Raw genomic sequence first — 16,803 nt, forward strand, 5'->3', positions numbered from 1 at the left:
GAAAACTACCGAAGGGGGTCGCTTAGTCGTCGGTGCCGAGAATAACGCGGTGGGTCATCGATTCGGGATCAAGCACCTCATCGGCTTCGTCCTCGGTGAGATACCCCTCGTCGACGGCGACCTGCTTCACCGTCTTGCCCTCAGCGAGTGCCTGCTTTGCCACCTTGCTAGCCTTGTCGTAGCCGATGGCGGGGTTGAGCGCGGTTGCCAGTGCCATGCTCTGTTCGACCTGTTCGGAGCAGTGCTCTTCGTTCGCCTCCAGTTTCGCAACAAACCGCTCGGCGAAGACCTCCGAGCCGTTGGCGATGAGCTCGGCCGACTGCAGGAAGTTGTGCGCCAAGACGGGTTTGTAGAGATTCAGATCGATCTGGCCCTCAGCCGCGCCCGCAGAAACGGCGGCGTCGTTGCCGACGATCTGTTTGTGGAGTTGGTTCACGGATTCGGCGACGACGGGGTTGATCTTCCCCGGCATGATTGAGGAGCCCGGTTGATTCTCTGGCTGTTCGATCTCCCCGAGGCCGTTGCGCGGCCCCGAGGCCAGCAGCCGCAGGTCGTTGGCGATCTTGTTCAGCGAGCCGGCGACCGTCCGGAGCGCGCCGTGGGCCTCGCTCATCGCGTCGTGGGCGGCCTGGGCTTCAAAGTGGTTGTCAGCCTCGCGGAACGGGAGGCCGGTTTCTTCGGCGATGTAATCGGCCGCGCGCTCGGGGAACTCGGGGTGGGTGTTGAGCCCGGTGCCGGTCGCGGTACCGCCCAGCGCGAGTTCGGCAAGGTGATCCTGCACGCTCTCGACGCGGTCGACGCCTTTCTCGATCTGGGTGCGGTAGCCGCTGAACTCCTGGCCGAGTCGAACGGGCGTCGCGTCCTGGAGGTGGGTACGGCCGGTTTTGACCACGCTATCGAACTCATCTTCGTTTGCTGTGAGCTCATCAGCCAGCGTTTCGAGGGCTGGCACAACGTCGTTGGCAACGGCTTCGAGACCCGCGACGTGCATCGCCGTCGGGATCACGTCGTTGCTTGATTGGCCGTAGTTGACGTGATCGTTCGGGTGAACGACGCGGTCGCCGATCTCGTGGCCAAGCAGTTCGGCGGCGCGGTTGGCGATCACCTCGTTGGCGTTCATATTCGAGGAGGTGCCGGAGCCGGTCTGAAAGATGTCGACCGGGAACTGGTCGTCGTGATCGCCGGCGATGACCCCGTTCGCGGCGTCGATGATCGCTTGGGCGATCTCGTCGTCGACGAGGCCGAGATCACGGTTGGCCTGCGCGGCGGCCTTCTTCACAATGCCGAGCGCGCGGACAAACCGGCGGCTGAAGGAAATGTCAGAGATCGGAAAGTTCTCGACGGCGCGTTGGGTCTGAGCTCCCCAGTAGGCGTCGGCCGGGACATCCATCTCACCGAGACTATCGGATTCCGTGCGGTAGTCGTCTGCCATACCCGAGCCAACGGTCGAATCCGGGGTAAAAGCTACTGATCGGTTGTGCGGTCGGCCGTGCAACTGTTTATTACCGATGGCGCGTGTATGAACGCTATGGGCGAGATCGTCTCTACAGAGGGCGTCCTCGGCGGCCAACCTCGGATCGCGGATCGGCGGATCAGCGTTGTGCAGATCGTCGAGTGGATACAGGAGGAGGAGATGGAGCCGGAGACGGTCGCCGCGGAGTTCGATCTCAACCTGTCGTCGATCTATCGAGCACTCGCCTACTACTACGAGCACGTCGAGAAGTTATCGGACTACCGCGAGCAACGGGAGACTCGTCGCCGCGAGAGTCGAGCCGAACAGCCCACCCCGGAAACTGTCGAACGGTCATGAGGTGCTGTTGTGACGAGAATATCAAGCGGTCGATCAGCGTGCTGTTGGGACAGGAAGGCCACGATGTCGTTCGTGTCCAAGACGAATTGGGACTGAGCACCCTGACAGTGAGATTATCGCCTACTGCAACGAAACGAACCGCGTGCTCCTGACCAATGACGACGATTTCTTTCGGTTTGATTCACACCCGGGAGTCTGTTTTCTCGAAGCACAGCGAACCCCGCCACGGGATGTTACGACCGTGCTCCGCCGACTCGAACGGCACGTTGGCGACCTCTCCGATACGGTGTGGCATATTCCGAACGGATGGATCTAAGCCCGCCCTTCCCTGCGTTTCGCTCTGTCACTCGCCGTGTTCGTCGTACTCTTCGGGCGTGTACGTCGTCAGTTCGATGGCGTGGATGTCGGTCGTCATATGCTCGCCCAACGCGTCGTAGACCTGCTGGTGTTGATCGACCAGCGACTGGCCCTCAAAGGCCGGCGAGACAACAGTTGCAGCGAAATGTGAGTCCTCATAATTCTCGTCGACGACGCGTGGGCGGCTGACAGTTGCCTCACAGTCCTCGATTCCGGCTTCGATCGCGGTCTGGATGTCGGTGGTGTCCATACCGGCTAACACACGGGGATCGACAAAAACGCGCGGACTTCGGGAGCGGCTATCCCGGGGCTCAACGCCAGCGATCAAGGCCGGTCTGGACGACCGACGACTCGATCCGCTCGAAGCCGCGTTCGACCTCGTCGGCGTCGACTTCCCACCGGTCGGTCACGTAGGTTTGGGCCGCGTCGAGATCGGGGTTGATTGCGGCGTCGATCTCGTAGTCATCGGTAACCGGCGGATCGAAAAACAGCTCCCGGATGCGGTCGGCGAACTCGATGTGTGCGTCGCGGGCCTCAAGCACGCCGAAGAGATCACCGTGCTCTGTGACGAGTTTCACGCCGGTTTTCGGGCCGATCCCGTTGATCCCATCGTTGAAATCGGTGCCACAGAGTAGTGCCACGTCGACCAACTGCTCGTAGGTGAGGCCATGATCGGCAAGCGTCGGTTGAAGTTCCATCAGTTCGGGATGGCCCTTGCTCGTCAGCCCTCTGAGCGTCCGCGGCGCGCCGAACAACAGCGTGTCGTAATCCTCGCTGCCGACAAAGTCGGCGTCGCCGACGCGGTTCATGTAGGCCGCTTGGGCCTCGCCCTCGGCGGGGGCGTCGATGTATGGAACGTCGAGCAGATCGAAGATATTGCGGGTCGTCTCCTGGATCGTTTCCGTGAGTCGCACCGTTCGGGCCGACAGACGGGCGGCTTCAAGCTGGTCGCCAGCTTCTTCAGCCTCAGCTAGCCGTTCTTCGGCTTGCTCACGTTGCTTGCGGCGTTTTTCGACCTCGTCGTCCTTCAGGTCGGTGACGCCGCCGTCAAACACGAAGATCGGCGTCAGATCGTGTTCGAAGAATTTTGGCAGACCCTGCACGACACCGATCAGATTGGCGACCTCAGTGCCGTCGGCGGTGGTGTAGATCGCGTCGTCAGTCCATTTGACGGTCGTCGTCAGATACCGATACAGCCAGTTGTGGGCGTCGACAGCGACGGTGCTGCCCTCGATATCCGCGAAGGGACACTCCGAGAGGGCCGCCAGCGAGCGAAGATCCGAATTTCCCATACAGAGCAAACGGCTGCCGGCGGCTTGAAACTCCCGAGTCGATATCGCCTGAACAATAGAGAGTTAGTACGACCGGACTTCGAGGCTGTCGATTCGGTCGAAATGCGCCGTGTTTCGCGTGATGACTGGCTCATCGATCAGGAGTGCGGTCGCCGCAATGATACAGTCCTCGCGGTCGATCCGTGCACCCTCACTGATCAACTCGCCGGACAGCGTTCCTGCCTTCTGCATGATCGTCTCGTCGGCAGCAACGACTGATTTCGAGTCGAGAACCGCAAGAATCCGATCTCGTTTGTCATGTGGCGTCTCGGCTCTGCCTACACCCTCATACAGTTCGAGGACAGTGACAGAGGAGACCTTTTGTGGCTTGCTGTCGCGTTCGATCACATCGAGGAACGTCGCCGCGAGGCAGATCAACGATGAACGAGGTATCCTGATTGACCTCCTCCTCCGCGTGAACGCCGAAGAATCCCGCCACGGGATTTCAGACCAAGCGAAGCGGCCTGTGGGTTTCAAGACGCATGCGTTCCGCGCGTCGTCTGCTGGGTTTCAGCATCGGCGTGGCTGTCTTGTGGCCCGGTCAAAGAGGCCCCATCCGTAGCCGAGTCATCGGCACCAGCCTTCTGACCGGAGGTTCGGCCACTTCGGCGGTGACTCTCTCCACTACGGTAGCGGTCTGCAATGTTTATCGCCCCGTTCACGTCGGCTTGATATTTACTAACCCAACAGCTGTCGTTTGAGCAGCTGAACGTCGCCTGTCGTGGTCTGGAGCCATGTTCACCGCAAGCATGACACGCCTTCGACGTGTTCCGGGGATTCACTGTCTCGACTGGAATCCCCTGCTCGGCGGCTTTGTAGCGAATCTGGGCATGGAGTTTGCCAAAGCTCCATCCGTGCAACCGCCGGTTCATGTACTCGCCGTAGTCCATGTTCTCGCGGATGTGCGTCAGGTCTTCCAGCACCAGCACCGGGTTCTCAACAGACTCGGCGTATTCCACGACCTCGCGGGTCACGCGGTGGAATACATCATCTATTTGTTTCCACAGCGACTCGCCGTAGGACGCTGCGATTCGGTCACTACCACGCTTCTGAAGCCGTCGCTTCGCGGTGAAGTAGGTTTTGCGGAGCCGACGAACGGTTTTGCCTTCGTCGGCCCACAGCCGGGGGCGAACCGGAGAACCCGAGTTGTCACGGTGACACACCGTGACGAGGCTCGCTTCTCCAATGTCCACGCCTATCGGCGTCCTGTCGAGTCCAGCGAGACAGGGCTCGCCAGACTCGTCTGGCGGCGTCCGCTCGTCGGCGGACACCGCAGATTGATCCTCCACGTCGCGGGTAACGGTGATATGGAGATACCACGTCCCGTCACGCTCGAACAGCCGACTTTCACCCATCTCGGCGTCGGCTGCGTACACCGCTTCGAGCCACTCCCGCTGTTCTGGGTTGGCGCGTGCCGGAATCCAGAGGTGGTAATCCTCGTGGTGCGGGACTTTGACGTACCACTCGGTGGCGTTCTGTGGCTTGTGATCGAGTTGTAGGCCTTCGTTGGTGAACCGTACCGGGTGATCGTCATGCAGCTCGTCGGCATCGTAGCTGTTCCCACAGAGTTGTGGGACGTACTTCTTGAGGGCGTTTTTCGCGTAGCCACTCAGGTCGTACTCAACAACCACGTCGTTGGCCGCTGCCTGTGTGTCACAGCCAGCGGCGAAGGCGTCCTGCAGTGCCTGCTGGTAGGCGTCCCGCGTCTCACGAAGCTTCTGTCGCTTGTGGGTATTTGGGCTCACAAGCTTCAGTTCGAGCGTTTTCGTGAATTCAGCCATCGGTGGCGTACTACATTGTATGAGTATATTGGGTAAATATCTCAGCCATCCAAAGTGAAAGTGAAACGGCGGGAAATCCAGCAGTGCAATAGAACGGTGGCCTGTTACACCCTGCTGTCCGCTCAACCTCCGCCTGTTCGCTCCTCGGTTCCGACTGCAGTCGTGACACTCGTCGCTCACAGGAAAACAGCGATATGCACTCGTATCTCTAGCATTCCGTGGCCTTATCCGTCGCGTCCGCCAGTTCGTTTGCCAGCTGATCACGTCGACGATTTGAGGCTGAGCGGCCGCCCGTGATCGATGCTTCGAGCGCATCCGCCTCCGTGTCGGTAAGGATGCCAGTGACCTCGCTCCACGACTGTTCGCCGGCCAGTCGCTTGACGACATCGCTGAAGCTCTCGCCCGCCTTTTTTCGGGTTTTCAGCTGTTCGTAGGCCTCCTCGTCGAGTGAGACCGTTTTCGAGGACATACGTACACAGTTGTCTGTGTATGTTTATATAATATAGGGTCAGGACTGCCGCAGAGCCGGGAGCAACCGCGGTGGCACAGCGTCAGTATGAGCTGCGAGAAACTCGGTTTCCGCCGCCGACAACCCCTCACGTTCCCGAAACACGTCGAGACCGCGCTGGTAGCCCGATTGCGACGCGACGGCTGGCTCGCTGATTGGGCGAGCAAGCACGAGTTCGGCCAGCCCGGTCTCCCGATCAGTGTAGGTGAAGCCGGCCTTGTAGAGTGCGTGATACGAGAAGGCGTTGTTGACCGCGATGGCGATCCGGTCGTAGCCCGCCGCGGCCGCCCGCGAGGTCAGAAACGTGACCAACTTCGGGCCGAGTTGCTGGCCGTCACCGCGGAGATCGTCACGGACTGTGAGATACCGAATTTTTAGCGTCGACGGCTCGGTTCGATCCGGGCTGAACGTGATAGCGGCGAGGATATCGTCGGCGAAATCGCTCTCGGCGACGCCGTCCGGCAGCGACGCCAGCGACTCGGATTCGGCCGCACTGTCGTCGCTCTCGCCACGGATCACCGCGACGCCAGTCCCGCCGGTGACGAACTTCCCGGCGTAGCTGAATCGCCGGTAATCGAGCCGCACGGTGGGATCGGCCTCGGCCCACCCCAGCAGCGCGAACTCCATACACTGCGGTAGCGGCGGCACCGACAAGAGTGCTTTTGCCGACGGCCGCCGAGGACAACGTATGCACGGCATCGGCGATGTTCGCTTCTTCGACCGGTTCGCCCGCATCTACGACTGGGTGATGCCGGCAGCCGACCGGGACTCGCTGGCGGCAGCCCTGTCTCGGGCCGACGGCGAGATCGACCGCCTGCTCGACCTCGGCGGCGGCACAGGCCGTGCGAGCATCGCGGTCGACGCGGGCGAGCGAACTGTCGTCGACGTTTCCCGCCCCATGCTGGCGCGTGCCCGAACCCGGACAGCGAGCGGGCCGGGTCGACCGGCCGATCCGCCCGGCCCGCTGAGCGCGATGCAGGGCGACGCGGGGCGACTGTCAGTCGGCGACAACGCGGTCGACGCGGCGATCATCGTCGACGCGTTCCACCACATGCCACAGCAGGCGGCGGTCGTCGCCGAAGCCAATCGCGTGATTCGTCCGGGCGGCGTCCTCGTCGTTCGGGAGTTCGATCCAAGCCATCCGCTCGGCTGGCTGCTGGTTCGCGCCGAACACGCTATCGGGATGCAATCGACGTTTTATACGCCGGATGATCTCGCCGACCTGCTTGCCGACGCCGGGTTTTCAGTCAAGGTGCTCGATTCGGGCTTCGAGTATACCGTGGTCGGAACGACTCGCTGAGCCGTTGGGCCGAATCGCTGAAGGTTTTACCCCACAGTCGAAGGGGTGGGTATGCGCAACGACCGCGTCGATACGGCCGGCCTCCCGCTGGCCGTCGGCGATCTGCTGGCGATCCTCGGCGTGTTGACAATCGGGATGATACAGCACAGTACGCTGACGCCAACGCGGGCACCCGGCGTCTACGCGCCGTTCGTGATCGGCTGGCTCGTGGGTGCCGTCGTGATCGGAGCGTACTCCGCGGGTGCCGGCGAATCGGCAAAGGCGGCGATCCCGCTGGGGCTTCGGGCGTGGGTGGTCGCCGCGCTGATCGGCTTCGGCCTGCGGGCGACACCGGTGTTTCCGGGTGGTCTCGCCCCCGCGTTCGTCGGTATCGCACTCGTTCTCACCGGCGGGCTGATCGCCGGCTTCCGCTGGCTGTTTTTCAAAGTCGTCGGCTGACGAACCGCGGCCGTTTTTATTCCATTCGGTAGTTCTCGACCGTACGGCGCGCATAGAGGAACGAAAACAGGCCGAACGCGACGCCAAGCACCGCCGTTACCGCGATCCCAACGCCGCCGAAAACGACCCGCGAGATGCCGAGGGTGTCGGCAACGAGGTGGGCGATGAAACCGGTGTGTGTGAGCAACAGCGGGAGGGCGACGATAGAAACGATCAGCGAGTAGACGACAAACGCGACCGTACTCGGGATGATCGCCTTCCGGCTTCGGGAGACGCTGACGGCCTCGTGTCGCGGGAACGCCGCGCCGATCCCCGTCGCTATCGGGCCGGCACAACCCCCGGCAACGACGGTTCCGACGGTCAGCGTGGCAACTGTCGTGAGCGACTGCGGGCCGGCGATCCCGAGTACGGTGACCGCCAGCACCGTCGCGGGGAGGCCGGCAAGCGCGCCTGCGGCGATGTGACCGCCGACAAGTGCGCGCTCCGGGGCGGGGCTCAACACCGTCGCCGGCAACACCGCCCCCTCGTTACCGACGACGTTGAGCGTGAACAGCGCGCCCGTGATCCACGCGCCACAAAATGCTACCAACACCGGGAACGAGCCAGCAACGCTGCCGGTCTGAACCGTCTCCATGATCGGCGTCACCAACACGAACACCGGGTAGATCGCATACGACAGTGAGATCGGCGCGCGGCGGGCTCGCGTCCAGTCGACGGCGACCACACCGGCGATTGGCGGGGGGAGCCAGCTGAGAAGCCGCCCGCCGGTCGCGTCGGTCGGTGTCGCCGTCGATTTCGTCGTTTCGAGCCCATCGGCATACCAGAGCCAGCCCGCCAGCCGCGTCAGAACGGGCGCGCCAACGACAAGCCCACCGGCAACGACGACCAGTCCGACGGCGGCGCGGGCGAGCGAAGCCGCAGCACCGGCTGCGAGCAGTGCGACCTCGCCAACCCAGCCGATGGGCGTCGGCGTCAGAACCCCGATCAGCGGGCCGAGCACGTCCGACGTCGAGTTCGAAAACAGCACCGCAAAGTACGCCAGAAAGCCGGCGACGAAGACGACCGTTCGAAGCCGGTAGAGCAGCCGTGAGCGAACACCGCCGTTTTTGACCAGTAAGGCGACACCGACACCGGTAGCAAAGCCGGTCGCCGCCAGCAGCGTGGCCGCCACAAAGACAACCGGTGCGGCGATAAGCGAGCCGGAACCGACGGCAAAGGCGAGAGCCGCGAAGGCGAGCACGACGACCGCTGGAACGCCGAGTACCGTCGCCTCGGCGACGAACAACCCAGCCAACAGCTGGCCGTGAGAGATCGTCGTCAGCAGCCCGTCGCGGTTGTCGGGATCAAGCAGCGACGTGTAGCCCCGAATCCCGCCGAAGACGGCGGTCAGGAGCCAGATGCCGACGGCGGCCTGTCTGGCAAGAGGGATCGGCGTCGACACATCGCCGGTGAGCGCGCTGCCAGCGAAGTAGGCACCACCGACGAGGACACCGACAGCAGGGAGGAGAAACAACACCATCAGCGCGATTCCGAGCAGTTGGCTCGGATTGTCCCGGAGCGTCCGCCAGCGACGACGAAGTTCTGTGCGACCGACCGTTCGGGTTCGCTGCCAAGAGACCGCCATCTATCGCTCCGTCGCCGCCGCGTCGGGCTCGCCAGCGACCTCGCCGTCGTTGCTGTCGGCGACAGCTGTTGTCGCTGTCGATGACTCGGTTGTTACCGACAGGAACACATCCTCTAACGTCGAATCCGCGCCGGCTTCGGCGGCCGCCGTCAGCTCATCTGGCGCGCCCTCGGCGACGAGTTCGCCCTCGTAGAGCACCCCAACGCTATCGGCGAGTTCCTCGACAACTGAGAGGATATGCGTCGAGAGAAAGACCGTTTGGCCGTTGTCAGTAAGGGCGTTGATGGCGTTGATCACGGTGCGGGCGGCACGGGGATCAAGGCCGCTGGTCGGCTCATCGAGAAAGACGACTTCGGGTTCGTGCAGCAGGGCTTGGATCAGGCCGATCTTCTGGCGCATTCCCTTTGAGTAGTCGTCGAGCCGGCGGTCGGCGTCGTCGGTGAGATCGAAGCGGTCAAGCCACGTCTCGATCCGGTCGGCGGTCGGCTCCGGCGGGAGGTCACGGAGTTGGGCGAAGTACCGAAGCTGTTCGCGGCCGGTAAGTTCATCAAAAACCGGTGGTTCCTCGGGGAGATAGCCGACATGGCTGCGGACGCCGTCGCGGTCGGTGATCGATGTATCGAGAATCGCGGCGTCGCCGCTGGTCGGCGCGGTCAGCGTTGTCAACATTCGCATCGTGGTCGTCTTGCCCGCGCCATTTGGGCCGAGAAACCCATAAACCGAGCCCTGCTCGACGGTAAGGTCGATCCCGTCGACGACCGGCTCGCCGTCGAAGGCCTTGGTCAATTCGCGGGCGGTGATCGCCGGCGGCTCGTCGGTCATTGGTGACCTGTCGACACGAGGGTAGTTGCCAGCAACGGCGGCGATACTGGACGCTCGGAGGTGGGAGGGCCGAACATGCTAGTAGGTGTCTGTTTCGGAAAGAATCGCATAAACGCTGTGGTGTGAGCGATCGAAGCTTCCGCACGGTCGTGAGCCGTAGGATCAACATAAGTTATGTTGAAGTTCGGTGTGGCCACGTAGAAGTCACGAACAAACCACGGGAAAATTTATTAGTGATTTCGCCGTAGTATAAGGTAGCTATGGTACAGTACTACGACTACGTACTCGGCGTGATTCCGCTGGTGTTGGTCGGCCTCACCGCCCTCCTCACGCTCGCCGGGCTTGAGCTCACCGCCGCGATCCCGGCCGGAGCTGGCGTTGCCGCGCTCATCATCGGCCACGCACTGTTCATCAACGTGCCGACTCACCCGACAGCGGAGTCCGCCGACACGTCCCAGCGAGTTAACACAGAATAGCCCCACAACTAGCCCGTGACTCTTTTTGACCGGGCAGTGCTGAGATGAGCGCGTGACGGAAACGCTGTTTCTCACCAGTGACGATATTTCGGGATTGGCAACACCGGCCGACTACGTTGACCGCGTTGCTGACGGGTATCGCCAACGCGGCGACGGCGCGCCGGCTGACCCTCGTACCGCGCTATTTGCCGACGACCCGACAGGCATGTTGACGAGCTACACCGCGATCCTTCCTGAGGACGGCTACATGGGTGGCTACACCTACAGTGCCGGCTTCGGTGCGGGCGACGCATGGTTCATGACGCCGCTGTTTGATGCTGACAGCGGCGAACCACTGGCCCTGTTGGACGGCGCGAGCATGAACCCGTTCAAAACCGGCGCGATCGGTGCCGTTGGTATCGATGTGCTTGCCAGAGAGAACGCAACAAGGGTAGGCGTTATCGGTTCCGGGGCACAGGCCCGCGGACAACTTCGCGCAACAGCGACAGTGCAGGAGCTGACTGCTGTTGAGGTGTACTCGCCGACAGCGGCAAACCGTGAGGCGTTTGCCGAGGGAATGACCGAAACACTCGGCGTCGATGTCACCGCTGTTGAGTCAAGTATGGCCGCTGTTGCCGATGCCGATATCGTGATCACGGCGACGAGTGCCAGCGATCCAGTTTTCGATGGCGACCAACTGGCCCCTGGGACACACGTCACCGCGATGGGCCAATACAACCCAGACAAACGTGAACTCGATACCACAACCATCGAGCGGAGCACCTACGTACCAGATCTCCGTGATCGCGCCACACAGGACGCTGGCTCGTTTCTCCACGCAGTCGACGGAGGCGTCGTCGACGAGAGCCATATCCACGCCGAACTCGGCGATGTTGTCGCCGACAACGCGGCGGGTCGGACGAGCGACGACGAAATCACCGTCTTCGACAGCGGCGGGACGGCCATCGAGACGGTGGCCGCGGCGGGCATGCTCTACGAACGTGCCCGCGAGCAGGGCCTCGGCTCGACGATCGAGTTCGCGCCGGCCAGCGACGCGCTGACAGGAAAATAAATCGCGGGAACAGGGTCGTTACTGCAATCGATACCGCAATAGGGCAGCAATCCCACCGAAACTATCGAGCTGTTGGCCGGGCTGGAAATCCGACGAGAAAACGGTGATCTCACCACCCTGCTGTTCGACGGTTTCGATCACGTCGTTGATGTCGAGGGCCCAGTCGCCGTCGCCCTGTCGTTCGTCCCGCAGGCGGTCGTCGAGGATCAGCAGTTCTGCGACCGCGCCGAAGTCGGCGGCCTTCTGGACTTCGTCGATCCCGTAGGCCGCCTTCGCGCCGTCGGCGATCCGCTCCATCAACTCGTCGATGGTCTCGGCCTCGCGGGCGATCCGGGTCTCGTCCTGTACCTCCTCGACCGCGCCGCGTTTCAGGACTTCGTGGACGCCCCGGCCGCCCGCGCTGGAGGTGTCGACGACGGTGATCAGATCGGCGAGGTTGCGGTACTCCTCCTCGATGTAGTCGCGGGCATCCTGCTTCGTGAAGCCGGGGCCGGCGAGGATGATCGCGTCGGTATCGAGGTGGCTGAGGGCGTCGCCCAACTCGGCGAAGAGTTCGTCGCGCGGCCGGGAGTATTCGCCCTTGCCAGTGGGTTTGGTGAATGAGGCGTACTCGTCGACGCCGTACTCCTTGACGAGGTGGATGTAGGCCTCGCCCTCCTTGACGGTGGCGATGGCGACATCCGGGCTGTCGGCGGCCGCTTCGGCCTCCTCGATGCGCTCGATCTGGTCGGGTTTGAACTGCTTTTCGATGGTGAGTTCGTCGTGGGCCTCAACGTTGAGCGTGTGGTGGTGGCCGAGCTGGTCTTCGCGTGAGCAGCCCGTGATCTCGCCGCCGACGCGCAGGCGGTTGGCGAAGCGGGCGAACTCCACGTCCGAGATCTCGATGGTCACCGAGAGGTGTTCGCGCTGGCCGCCGGTGTCGCGCATCTGGTCGTCGTCCCGCTGGATGCGCCGGGTGGTGTCGCCGGAGACGAGATCGCCCGGTTCGAGGACGTAGGAAAGATGCCAGAGATCGTCGACGGTTTCGGGCGTGAGCGTCAGCCGCTCGCGGCCGGCCTCGCCCTGTCCGCGACTCGAAATTCGCATAGCGAGTGTTCAGGGGGCGCGGTAACAACGCTTGTGTTCTGGAGTTCAATATTAACAGTGGGAAAATATTTTGATTTATTTTGAAAATGCACTATTATTCATAAATAATTTATATAAAACCATATGCAAGTGGATAATCCCATCTTTCACCCCCATATGACTTTATTGTAGCTAATACACAGAAAATAATACTGATAAGACCAAATAAAATCATACCACCACCTCCAAGCAATATAAATGTCAGAACAATTAGGTCGTTTGAAGAATTAAAAATATAAACTGGAAAAAACACAAGAGATGCAAATAAATTCCATATAATAAAAAAAGATAGTTGCCAATTGAACGATTTTTTCGAGTTCTCTTTGTTGAATTCGTTATCAGATAGAATATATATAATACCAGAGCATATAAAAGAAAAAAAGAACCCAATCAAATGAACAATAATTCCTAACGTATGCTTTTTGTCGAACAACATATTTATTTCTATGGTCGGATATGTTAAAAATTATCTAAGTTCAGGAGGAAAATCGAGATATGTTTCCACATTTTTACATTCTTTCCCTTTAGAAGGGTCATACCAGCATATCTCTCCTTCAATTATAAAAACTAACCGATCTTGATTAAATATATAACCCTCGAATGTGGCATCAATTGGAATGGTGGAGTCACCAACTGATATTTGAATTTTTTCTTCACAATCATATAGCACACCGCTGGCACAAGCAAGGTAGCACCCTTCGAGTTCAAAATTACAACCTCCATAGTGACAAACATTTATGCCAATTGAATATCCAAAAGCAGAATATTGTGTTCCTAAACAAACGCCTTCTTGTTGTTGTGTTGATATTTGATCCGACTCCTTTCTAATTATGGAGGATTGGGGATTATGTTTTACTTCGTCTTCCGATCCGATTTTGTACCAGTCAGGAGTCTTGTTATTATCAGTCGTGAATTCATCTGTTCCAGTTGATCCTGATTCCTGTGTTGCTGCAACATTATTAATTGCGAGAGTTCCAGCACCAACACCGCTTAGGACTCTTAACAGGTGACGGCGTGATTTCACCATGTCAGTACATTATATTTTTCTAACATTTAAGTGTTTCTAAATATTAATTATATTTAAAACATATTGTTTTTATATGGCTATTTGTTGCACCGTCCAAGGTTGGTACTGTCGCGTAACGACCAACACAATTCACCTATGTTAAATTGATCAGCGTCATTCAACCCTTAGCGGCATCCACAACATCATTGAGCCCCATCGCTACCGACCCGCTGCCTAATCGCCTTTAGAATCTCGGCCTCGTTGAGCGTAATCCCACTCATCGAATACCTGCTCGATTCGATCATGTGACACCGCTGAGTCTCGCGTTTCGACGACGATATGCGGTTCGTAGCGGTCGCCGTCGAACCGCTCGTCGGCCATTTCGTCCTCGATAGCGTGGGCGGCGCGCTGGGCGGCCATGCGCTCGTCGTCAACGACAACGAAGATATCGAGATCGCTGGCACGGTCGGCCTCGCCGCGGGCAACGCTGCCGAACAGCACAATACCTGCGTCGTCGCCGATGGCGTCGATGAGTCGGTCGCGGACAGCCTGGACTGGCGAGCGGTATTCCGACTGTGGAATTCTCGCAATCGGATCAGTAGGCGAACCGGATTTTCGCGGATCGACATCGGAATCGGCCCAGCCGGTGAAATCGTCCTCGGCGTATCCATCCTCGAACGCTTCCATGCTGAGCATTGTGGCACCAACAGCGGCGACGCGGTCGTCGTCGCCGACAGACCAGTATGGTGGCTCGTGTTCGACGAGCCCCTGTTCCTCCAGTCGTGAGAGTGTCGGATTGAGGCTCCCACGCGGCACCTCGGTTTCCGCGCCGATTTCCGCTGGCTTGAATCCGAGTTCAGGGTGTTGGGCGAGAAACGAGAGGATCCTGTAGGCGTTCGACCCCGGATCGATTGGCAGTGCTTCGACTGCCTCCCGAGCCTGTTTGTACTCGTCGAACTCTACCGGCATATTCGAATATATCTGTTGTATGCGTTTGTATGCTTCCACGCGAGTAGCAGGAGAACATCACTGCATCGAATCTGCCAGTGGCGGTCGAATCAGTCGTTGGTTCGACTCAACGACCTGCTCGCCGAGCAAAATAGCAGTCTGAACTGCCCGATGTCGCGTAGCGTCGCTCGCGCTGGCGACACATCTAATAGTACCACCTGAGTACCACGAAGATATGAACACGGAGACGCCCGAAGACAACGAGATGGTGAAACTCAACGTCAAAGTTCCAGAGCCGCTGCTTGAGGAGATCGACGAACTGGCCGGCGAACTGAACTACACGAATCGCTCGGAGTTCGTACGCGAGGTACTGCGCGATACGACCGAGCCGATCCTGACACCTGGCGCAAAAGAGGGGATCGCCCAGGGGTATGCCGACGTGGCAGCCGGCCGCACGATGACCCACGAGGAAATGAAAGAGAAGTACGACGTAGACGATTGAGAGGGCCGACAGGTGGCTCACGATATCGTCTACGCTGAGACGCTCGATGAAACTCTCGAGGATCTAGAAAAAGAAGACGCCCAGCGCGTCATCAGAAAACTCGGTGACATCGCTGATTTTCCCGATCATTTCCTCGACGGTCTGAAGAATCATCCGGGCTACAAGCTGCGTGTCGGCGACTTCCAGATGCTGGTCGACTGGGACAAAGACAACGAAACGCTGTACGGTATCGATGTGTTCGAGCGAAAACACGAGTACCGCGAACTCGGAAACTATCGGGAAGTGTGGGGTTCGTGGCGCGACGATAGCTAACCCACACGACCACCCAGTATCTTAGTCCGACTCGGCGACCTGCTCGATACCCGACTGCGACACACCAGACTCCACGAGCACGCCGTGAGCACTCTCGCGATCCTTCGCGCCGTCGGAGAGTTTCACGAACACCGCGTTCTCGCGGGCCTCAGAGATCGTCTGCCCGCTGCAGTAGCTCAGCCCCGAGCGAATCCCAGCGCAGAACTCCTCGGTCAGCGGCGCGAGCGGGCATTTATACGGCGTCAACGCCTCAACGCCATCGCCGGAGTCGACATCGATCTCCTTGTCTTCGCGGTCGTCGTTGGCCGCGGTCGAGGCCATCCCGTGGGAGCGTTTGAACCGCTTGCCGTTGTGTGTGACGACGCGGCCCGGCGTCTCCTCAGTATCAAAAAAGCCGCCTATCATCACTGCCTCCGTGTCGGTCATGACCGCAACCCCCGGTTCGTCGGCGCGGCCGACCCCGCTCTGCTCGCAGCTCGTGTATCGGTCGTTCAGGTAGGTAGTGACAACGCTTGCGTTCTCTCTGCACTGTTGACCGACTCCGTGCGGCAGCGAGAGGACGATCTATCTCATCAGATATCATATAAGAACGACTTTGCATCGCCATAGTGAAAACTGATCACATCCCGGATAGTCGGTTAAGATGGCTTATTAATTGGTTTATAATGAGTAATCGTATATATTCAGTCGCTGGGTACCAACCATAATTAGGCTGGTGATTTGTAGAATCACACCAGATAGTTCATACAGCAAACGCACGTATAATCTGCTACAGTACGACGACCGCTTAGACCATGACCGAAGAAACTCAATCTACCGCGTTGACGACATACAGAGAGCAGTTTGCGGCTATTGACACACGGGCCACGGAGCTAATGGATCGATGGAGCATCCCCATGTTGCGTGGTTCTGTTGCGATCATCTTTATCTGGTTTGGCGCGCTCAAACCACTGGGTATCAGCCCCGCGGCTGAGCTCGTTGCCAACACCGTCTACTGGATGCCACCGGAGATCTTTGTACCGATTCTTGGTGTGTGGGAGGTTGCAATCGGGATCTGTCTTCTCTATCGGCCGCTGATTCGAATCGGCCTCCTGTTGTTGTTCCTCCAGATGGTGGGCACGTTTCTCCCGGTTGTGCTGCTGCCGGATGTTGTCTTCGCCACGTTCCCGTACGGTCTCACCCTTGAGGGACAGTATATCGCAAAGAATCTCGTTGTCATCGGAGCCGCCCTTGTCGTTGGCGGGACACTCAGAGAACAGTAGCCGGTCACCACGGAAGGCGTTGATATCGATGTGTTTGCAATACCGTTGACGGGCTGGGAGGAATTTGAATCCTCGATCTTCTGGTTAAGAGCCAGACGCTTTAAACCTGCCTAAGCTACCAGCCCAACACTGAATCGAAACAGTTGCACA

23 protein-coding genes and 1 tRNA gene are annotated in these 16,803 nt (G+C 59.5%); 9 read left to right on the plus strand and 15 right to left on the minus strand.

The window, feature by feature from the left end; all coding sequences use genetic code 11:
* Window positions 1–22: 22 nt before the first annotated feature.
* Entirely contained in the window at window positions 23–1,432 is a 1,410-nt protein-coding gene (locus DP106_RS05370; RefSeq protein ID WP_120083904.1) for a class II fumarate hydratase, read from the minus strand.
* 96 nt (window positions 1,433–1,528) lie between these two features.
* On the opposite strand from DP106_RS05370, the gene DP106_RS05375 reads away from it, so the two are divergent.
* Both DP106_RS05375 and DP106_RS15780 read left to right on the plus strand, forming a co-directional pair.
* Window positions 1,529–1,810 carry a DUF433 domain-containing protein gene (locus DP106_RS05375; protein WP_165857830.1) on the plus strand — a complete coding sequence of 94 codons (282 nt, stop codon included), beginning with the start codon at window positions 1,529–1,531 and terminating at the stop codon, window positions 1,808–1,810.
* 85 nt (window positions 1,811–1,895) lie between these two features.
* Window positions 1,896–2,126, plus strand: a complete 231-nt coding sequence (locus DP106_RS15780; protein WP_165857831.1) for a DUF5615 family PIN-like protein — start codon at window positions 1,896–1,898, stop codon at window positions 2,124–2,126.
* 27 nt (window positions 2,127–2,153) lie between these two features.
* On the opposite strand, the gene DP106_RS05380 is transcribed toward DP106_RS15780, so the two are convergent.
* The 6 genes from DP106_RS05380 to DP106_RS05405 all read right to left on the minus strand — a co-directional run bounded on the left by DP106_RS05380 (window position 2,154) and on the right by DP106_RS05405 (window position 6,414).
* Window positions 2,154–2,417 carry a BolA family protein gene (locus DP106_RS05380; protein WP_120083906.1) on the minus strand — a complete coding sequence of 88 codons (264 nt, stop codon included), beginning with the start codon at window positions 2,415–2,417 and terminating at the stop codon, window positions 2,154–2,156.
* Between the two features lie 61 nt (window positions 2,418–2,478).
* Entirely contained in the window at window positions 2,479–3,459 is a 981-nt protein-coding gene (fen, locus tag DP106_RS05385; RefSeq protein WP_120083907.1) for a flap endonuclease-1, read from the minus strand.
* Window positions 3,460–3,522: 63 nt separating this feature from the next.
* Window positions 3,523–3,846 (minus strand): PIN domain-containing protein, encoded by a 324-nt coding sequence (locus DP106_RS05390; RefSeq protein WP_120084084.1) that lies wholly within the window; start codon window positions 3,844–3,846, stop codon window positions 3,523–3,525.
* Window positions 3,847–3,971: 125 nt separating this feature from the next.
* On the minus strand, window positions 3,972–5,279 hold the full coding sequence (locus DP106_RS05395) for an RNA-guided endonuclease InsQ/TnpB family protein (protein ID WP_120083908.1): 1,308 nt from the start codon (window positions 5,277–5,279) through the stop codon (window positions 3,972–3,974).
* A gap of 208 nt (window positions 5,280–5,487) precedes the next feature.
* Window positions 5,488–5,748, minus strand: a complete 261-nt coding sequence (locus DP106_RS05400) for an antitoxin VapB family protein (protein WP_120083909.1) — start codon at window positions 5,746–5,748, stop codon at window positions 5,488–5,490.
* Window positions 5,749–5,787: 39 nt separating this feature from the next.
* The gene (locus DP106_RS05405; RefSeq protein WP_120083911.1) at window positions 5,788–6,414 is read right to left on the minus strand and encodes a GNAT family N-acetyltransferase; all 627 of its coding nucleotides are present in this window, start codon (window positions 6,412–6,414) and stop codon (window positions 5,788–5,790) included.
* A gap of 61 nt (window positions 6,415–6,475) precedes the next feature.
* On the opposite strand from DP106_RS05405, the gene DP106_RS05410 reads away from it, so the two are divergent.
* Window positions 6,476–7,087 carry a class I SAM-dependent methyltransferase gene (locus tag DP106_RS05410; protein WP_120083912.1) on the plus strand — a complete coding sequence of 204 codons (612 nt, stop codon included), beginning with the start codon at window positions 6,476–6,478 and terminating at the stop codon, window positions 7,085–7,087.
* Window positions 7,088–7,138: 51 nt separating this feature from the next.
* Entirely contained in the window at window positions 7,139–7,525 is a 387-nt protein-coding gene (locus DP106_RS05415; RefSeq protein WP_120083913.1) for a DUF3054 domain-containing protein, read from the plus strand.
* Window positions 7,526–7,541: 16 nt separating this feature from the next.
* On the opposite strand, the gene DP106_RS05420 is transcribed toward DP106_RS05415, so the two are convergent.
* Together DP106_RS05420 and DP106_RS05425 are read right to left on the minus strand one after the other, a co-directional pair.
* Complete coding sequence (locus DP106_RS05420; protein WP_120083914.1) at window positions 7,542–9,149, minus strand: hypothetical protein; 1,608 nt, start codon at window positions 9,147–9,149, stop codon at window positions 7,542–7,544.
* A complete protein-coding gene (locus tag DP106_RS05425; RefSeq protein ID WP_120083915.1) occupies window positions 9,150–9,971 on the minus strand; it encodes an ABC transporter ATP-binding protein in 822 nt (273 codons plus the stop codon). It lies immediately after the preceding gene.
* Between the two features lie 260 nt (window positions 9,972–10,231).
* Here DP106_RS05425 and DP106_RS05430 point away from each other — a divergent pair, with 260 nt between their 5' ends.
* Both DP106_RS05430 and DP106_RS05435 read left to right on the plus strand, forming a co-directional pair.
* The gene (locus DP106_RS05430; RefSeq protein WP_120083917.1) at window positions 10,232–10,447 is read left to right on the plus strand and encodes a hypothetical protein; all 216 of its coding nucleotides are present in this window, start codon (window positions 10,232–10,234) and stop codon (window positions 10,445–10,447) included.
* A 52-nt stretch (window positions 10,448–10,499) separates the two neighbouring features.
* Entirely contained in the window at window positions 10,500–11,498 is a 999-nt protein-coding gene (locus DP106_RS05435; RefSeq protein WP_120083918.1) for an ornithine cyclodeaminase family protein, read from the plus strand.
* A gap of 18 nt (window positions 11,499–11,516) precedes the next feature.
* Here DP106_RS05435 and DP106_RS05440 read toward each other — a convergent pair whose 3' ends face one another.
* The 4 genes from DP106_RS05440 to DP106_RS16060 all read right to left on the minus strand — a co-directional run bounded on the left by DP106_RS05440 (window position 11,517) and on the right by DP106_RS16060 (window position 14,598).
* Window positions 11,517–12,584, minus strand: coding sequence for an mRNA surveillance protein pelota (locus DP106_RS05440; RefSeq protein ID WP_120083919.1), 1,068 nt, complete (start codon window positions 12,582–12,584; stop codon window positions 11,517–11,519).
* A gap of 109 nt (window positions 12,585–12,693) precedes the next feature.
* Window positions 12,694–13,059, minus strand: a complete 366-nt coding sequence (locus tag DP106_RS16535; protein WP_120083920.1) for a DUF4870 domain-containing protein — start codon at window positions 13,057–13,059, stop codon at window positions 12,694–12,696.
* A 30-nt stretch (window positions 13,060–13,089) separates the two neighbouring features.
* Window positions 13,090–13,650 carry a hypothetical protein gene (locus tag DP106_RS15500; RefSeq protein WP_133305105.1) on the minus strand — a complete coding sequence of 187 codons (561 nt, stop codon included), beginning with the start codon at window positions 13,648–13,650 and terminating at the stop codon, window positions 13,090–13,092.
* A 213-nt stretch (window positions 13,651–13,863) separates the two neighbouring features.
* Complete coding sequence (locus DP106_RS16060; protein WP_205738892.1) at window positions 13,864–14,598, minus strand: nucleotidyltransferase domain-containing protein; 735 nt, start codon at window positions 14,596–14,598, stop codon at window positions 13,864–13,866.
* 214 nt (window positions 14,599–14,812) lie between these two features.
* Here DP106_RS16060 and DP106_RS05455 point away from each other — a divergent pair, with 214 nt between their 5' ends.
* Both DP106_RS05455 and DP106_RS05460 read left to right on the plus strand, forming a co-directional pair.
* Window positions 14,813–15,079: a ribbon-helix-helix domain-containing protein gene (locus DP106_RS05455; protein ID WP_120083921.1), complete on the plus strand. Its 267-nt coding sequence runs from the start codon at window positions 14,813–14,815 to the stop codon at window positions 15,077–15,079.
* A gap of 12 nt (window positions 15,080–15,091) precedes the next feature.
* Window positions 15,092–15,391, plus strand: a complete 300-nt coding sequence (locus DP106_RS05460) for a type II toxin-antitoxin system RelE family toxin (protein WP_120083923.1) — start codon at window positions 15,092–15,094, stop codon at window positions 15,389–15,391.
* Between the two features lie 21 nt (window positions 15,392–15,412).
* Here DP106_RS05460 and DP106_RS05465 read toward each other — a convergent pair whose 3' ends face one another.
* Complete coding sequence (locus DP106_RS05465) at window positions 15,413–15,817, minus strand: IMP dehydrogenase (protein ID WP_120083924.1); 405 nt, start codon at window positions 15,815–15,817, stop codon at window positions 15,413–15,415.
* A 368-nt stretch (window positions 15,818–16,185) separates the two neighbouring features.
* On the opposite strand from DP106_RS05465, the gene DP106_RS05470 reads away from it, so the two are divergent.
* Complete coding sequence (locus tag DP106_RS05470; protein ID WP_120083926.1) at window positions 16,186–16,653, plus strand: hypothetical protein; 468 nt, start codon at window positions 16,186–16,188, stop codon at window positions 16,651–16,653.
* Between the two features lie 49 nt (window positions 16,654–16,702).
* Here DP106_RS05470 and DP106_RS05475 read toward each other — a convergent pair.
* Window positions 16,703–16,778, minus strand: a tRNA-Lys gene (locus DP106_RS05475).
* Window positions 16,779–16,803 lie beyond the last annotated feature (25 nt).

The sequence above is a fragment of the Halonotius pteroides genome (genome assembly GCF_003605635.1).
Taxonomy (GTDB): domain Archaea; phylum Halobacteriota; class Halobacteria; order Halobacteriales; family Haloferacaceae; genus Halonotius; species Halonotius pteroides.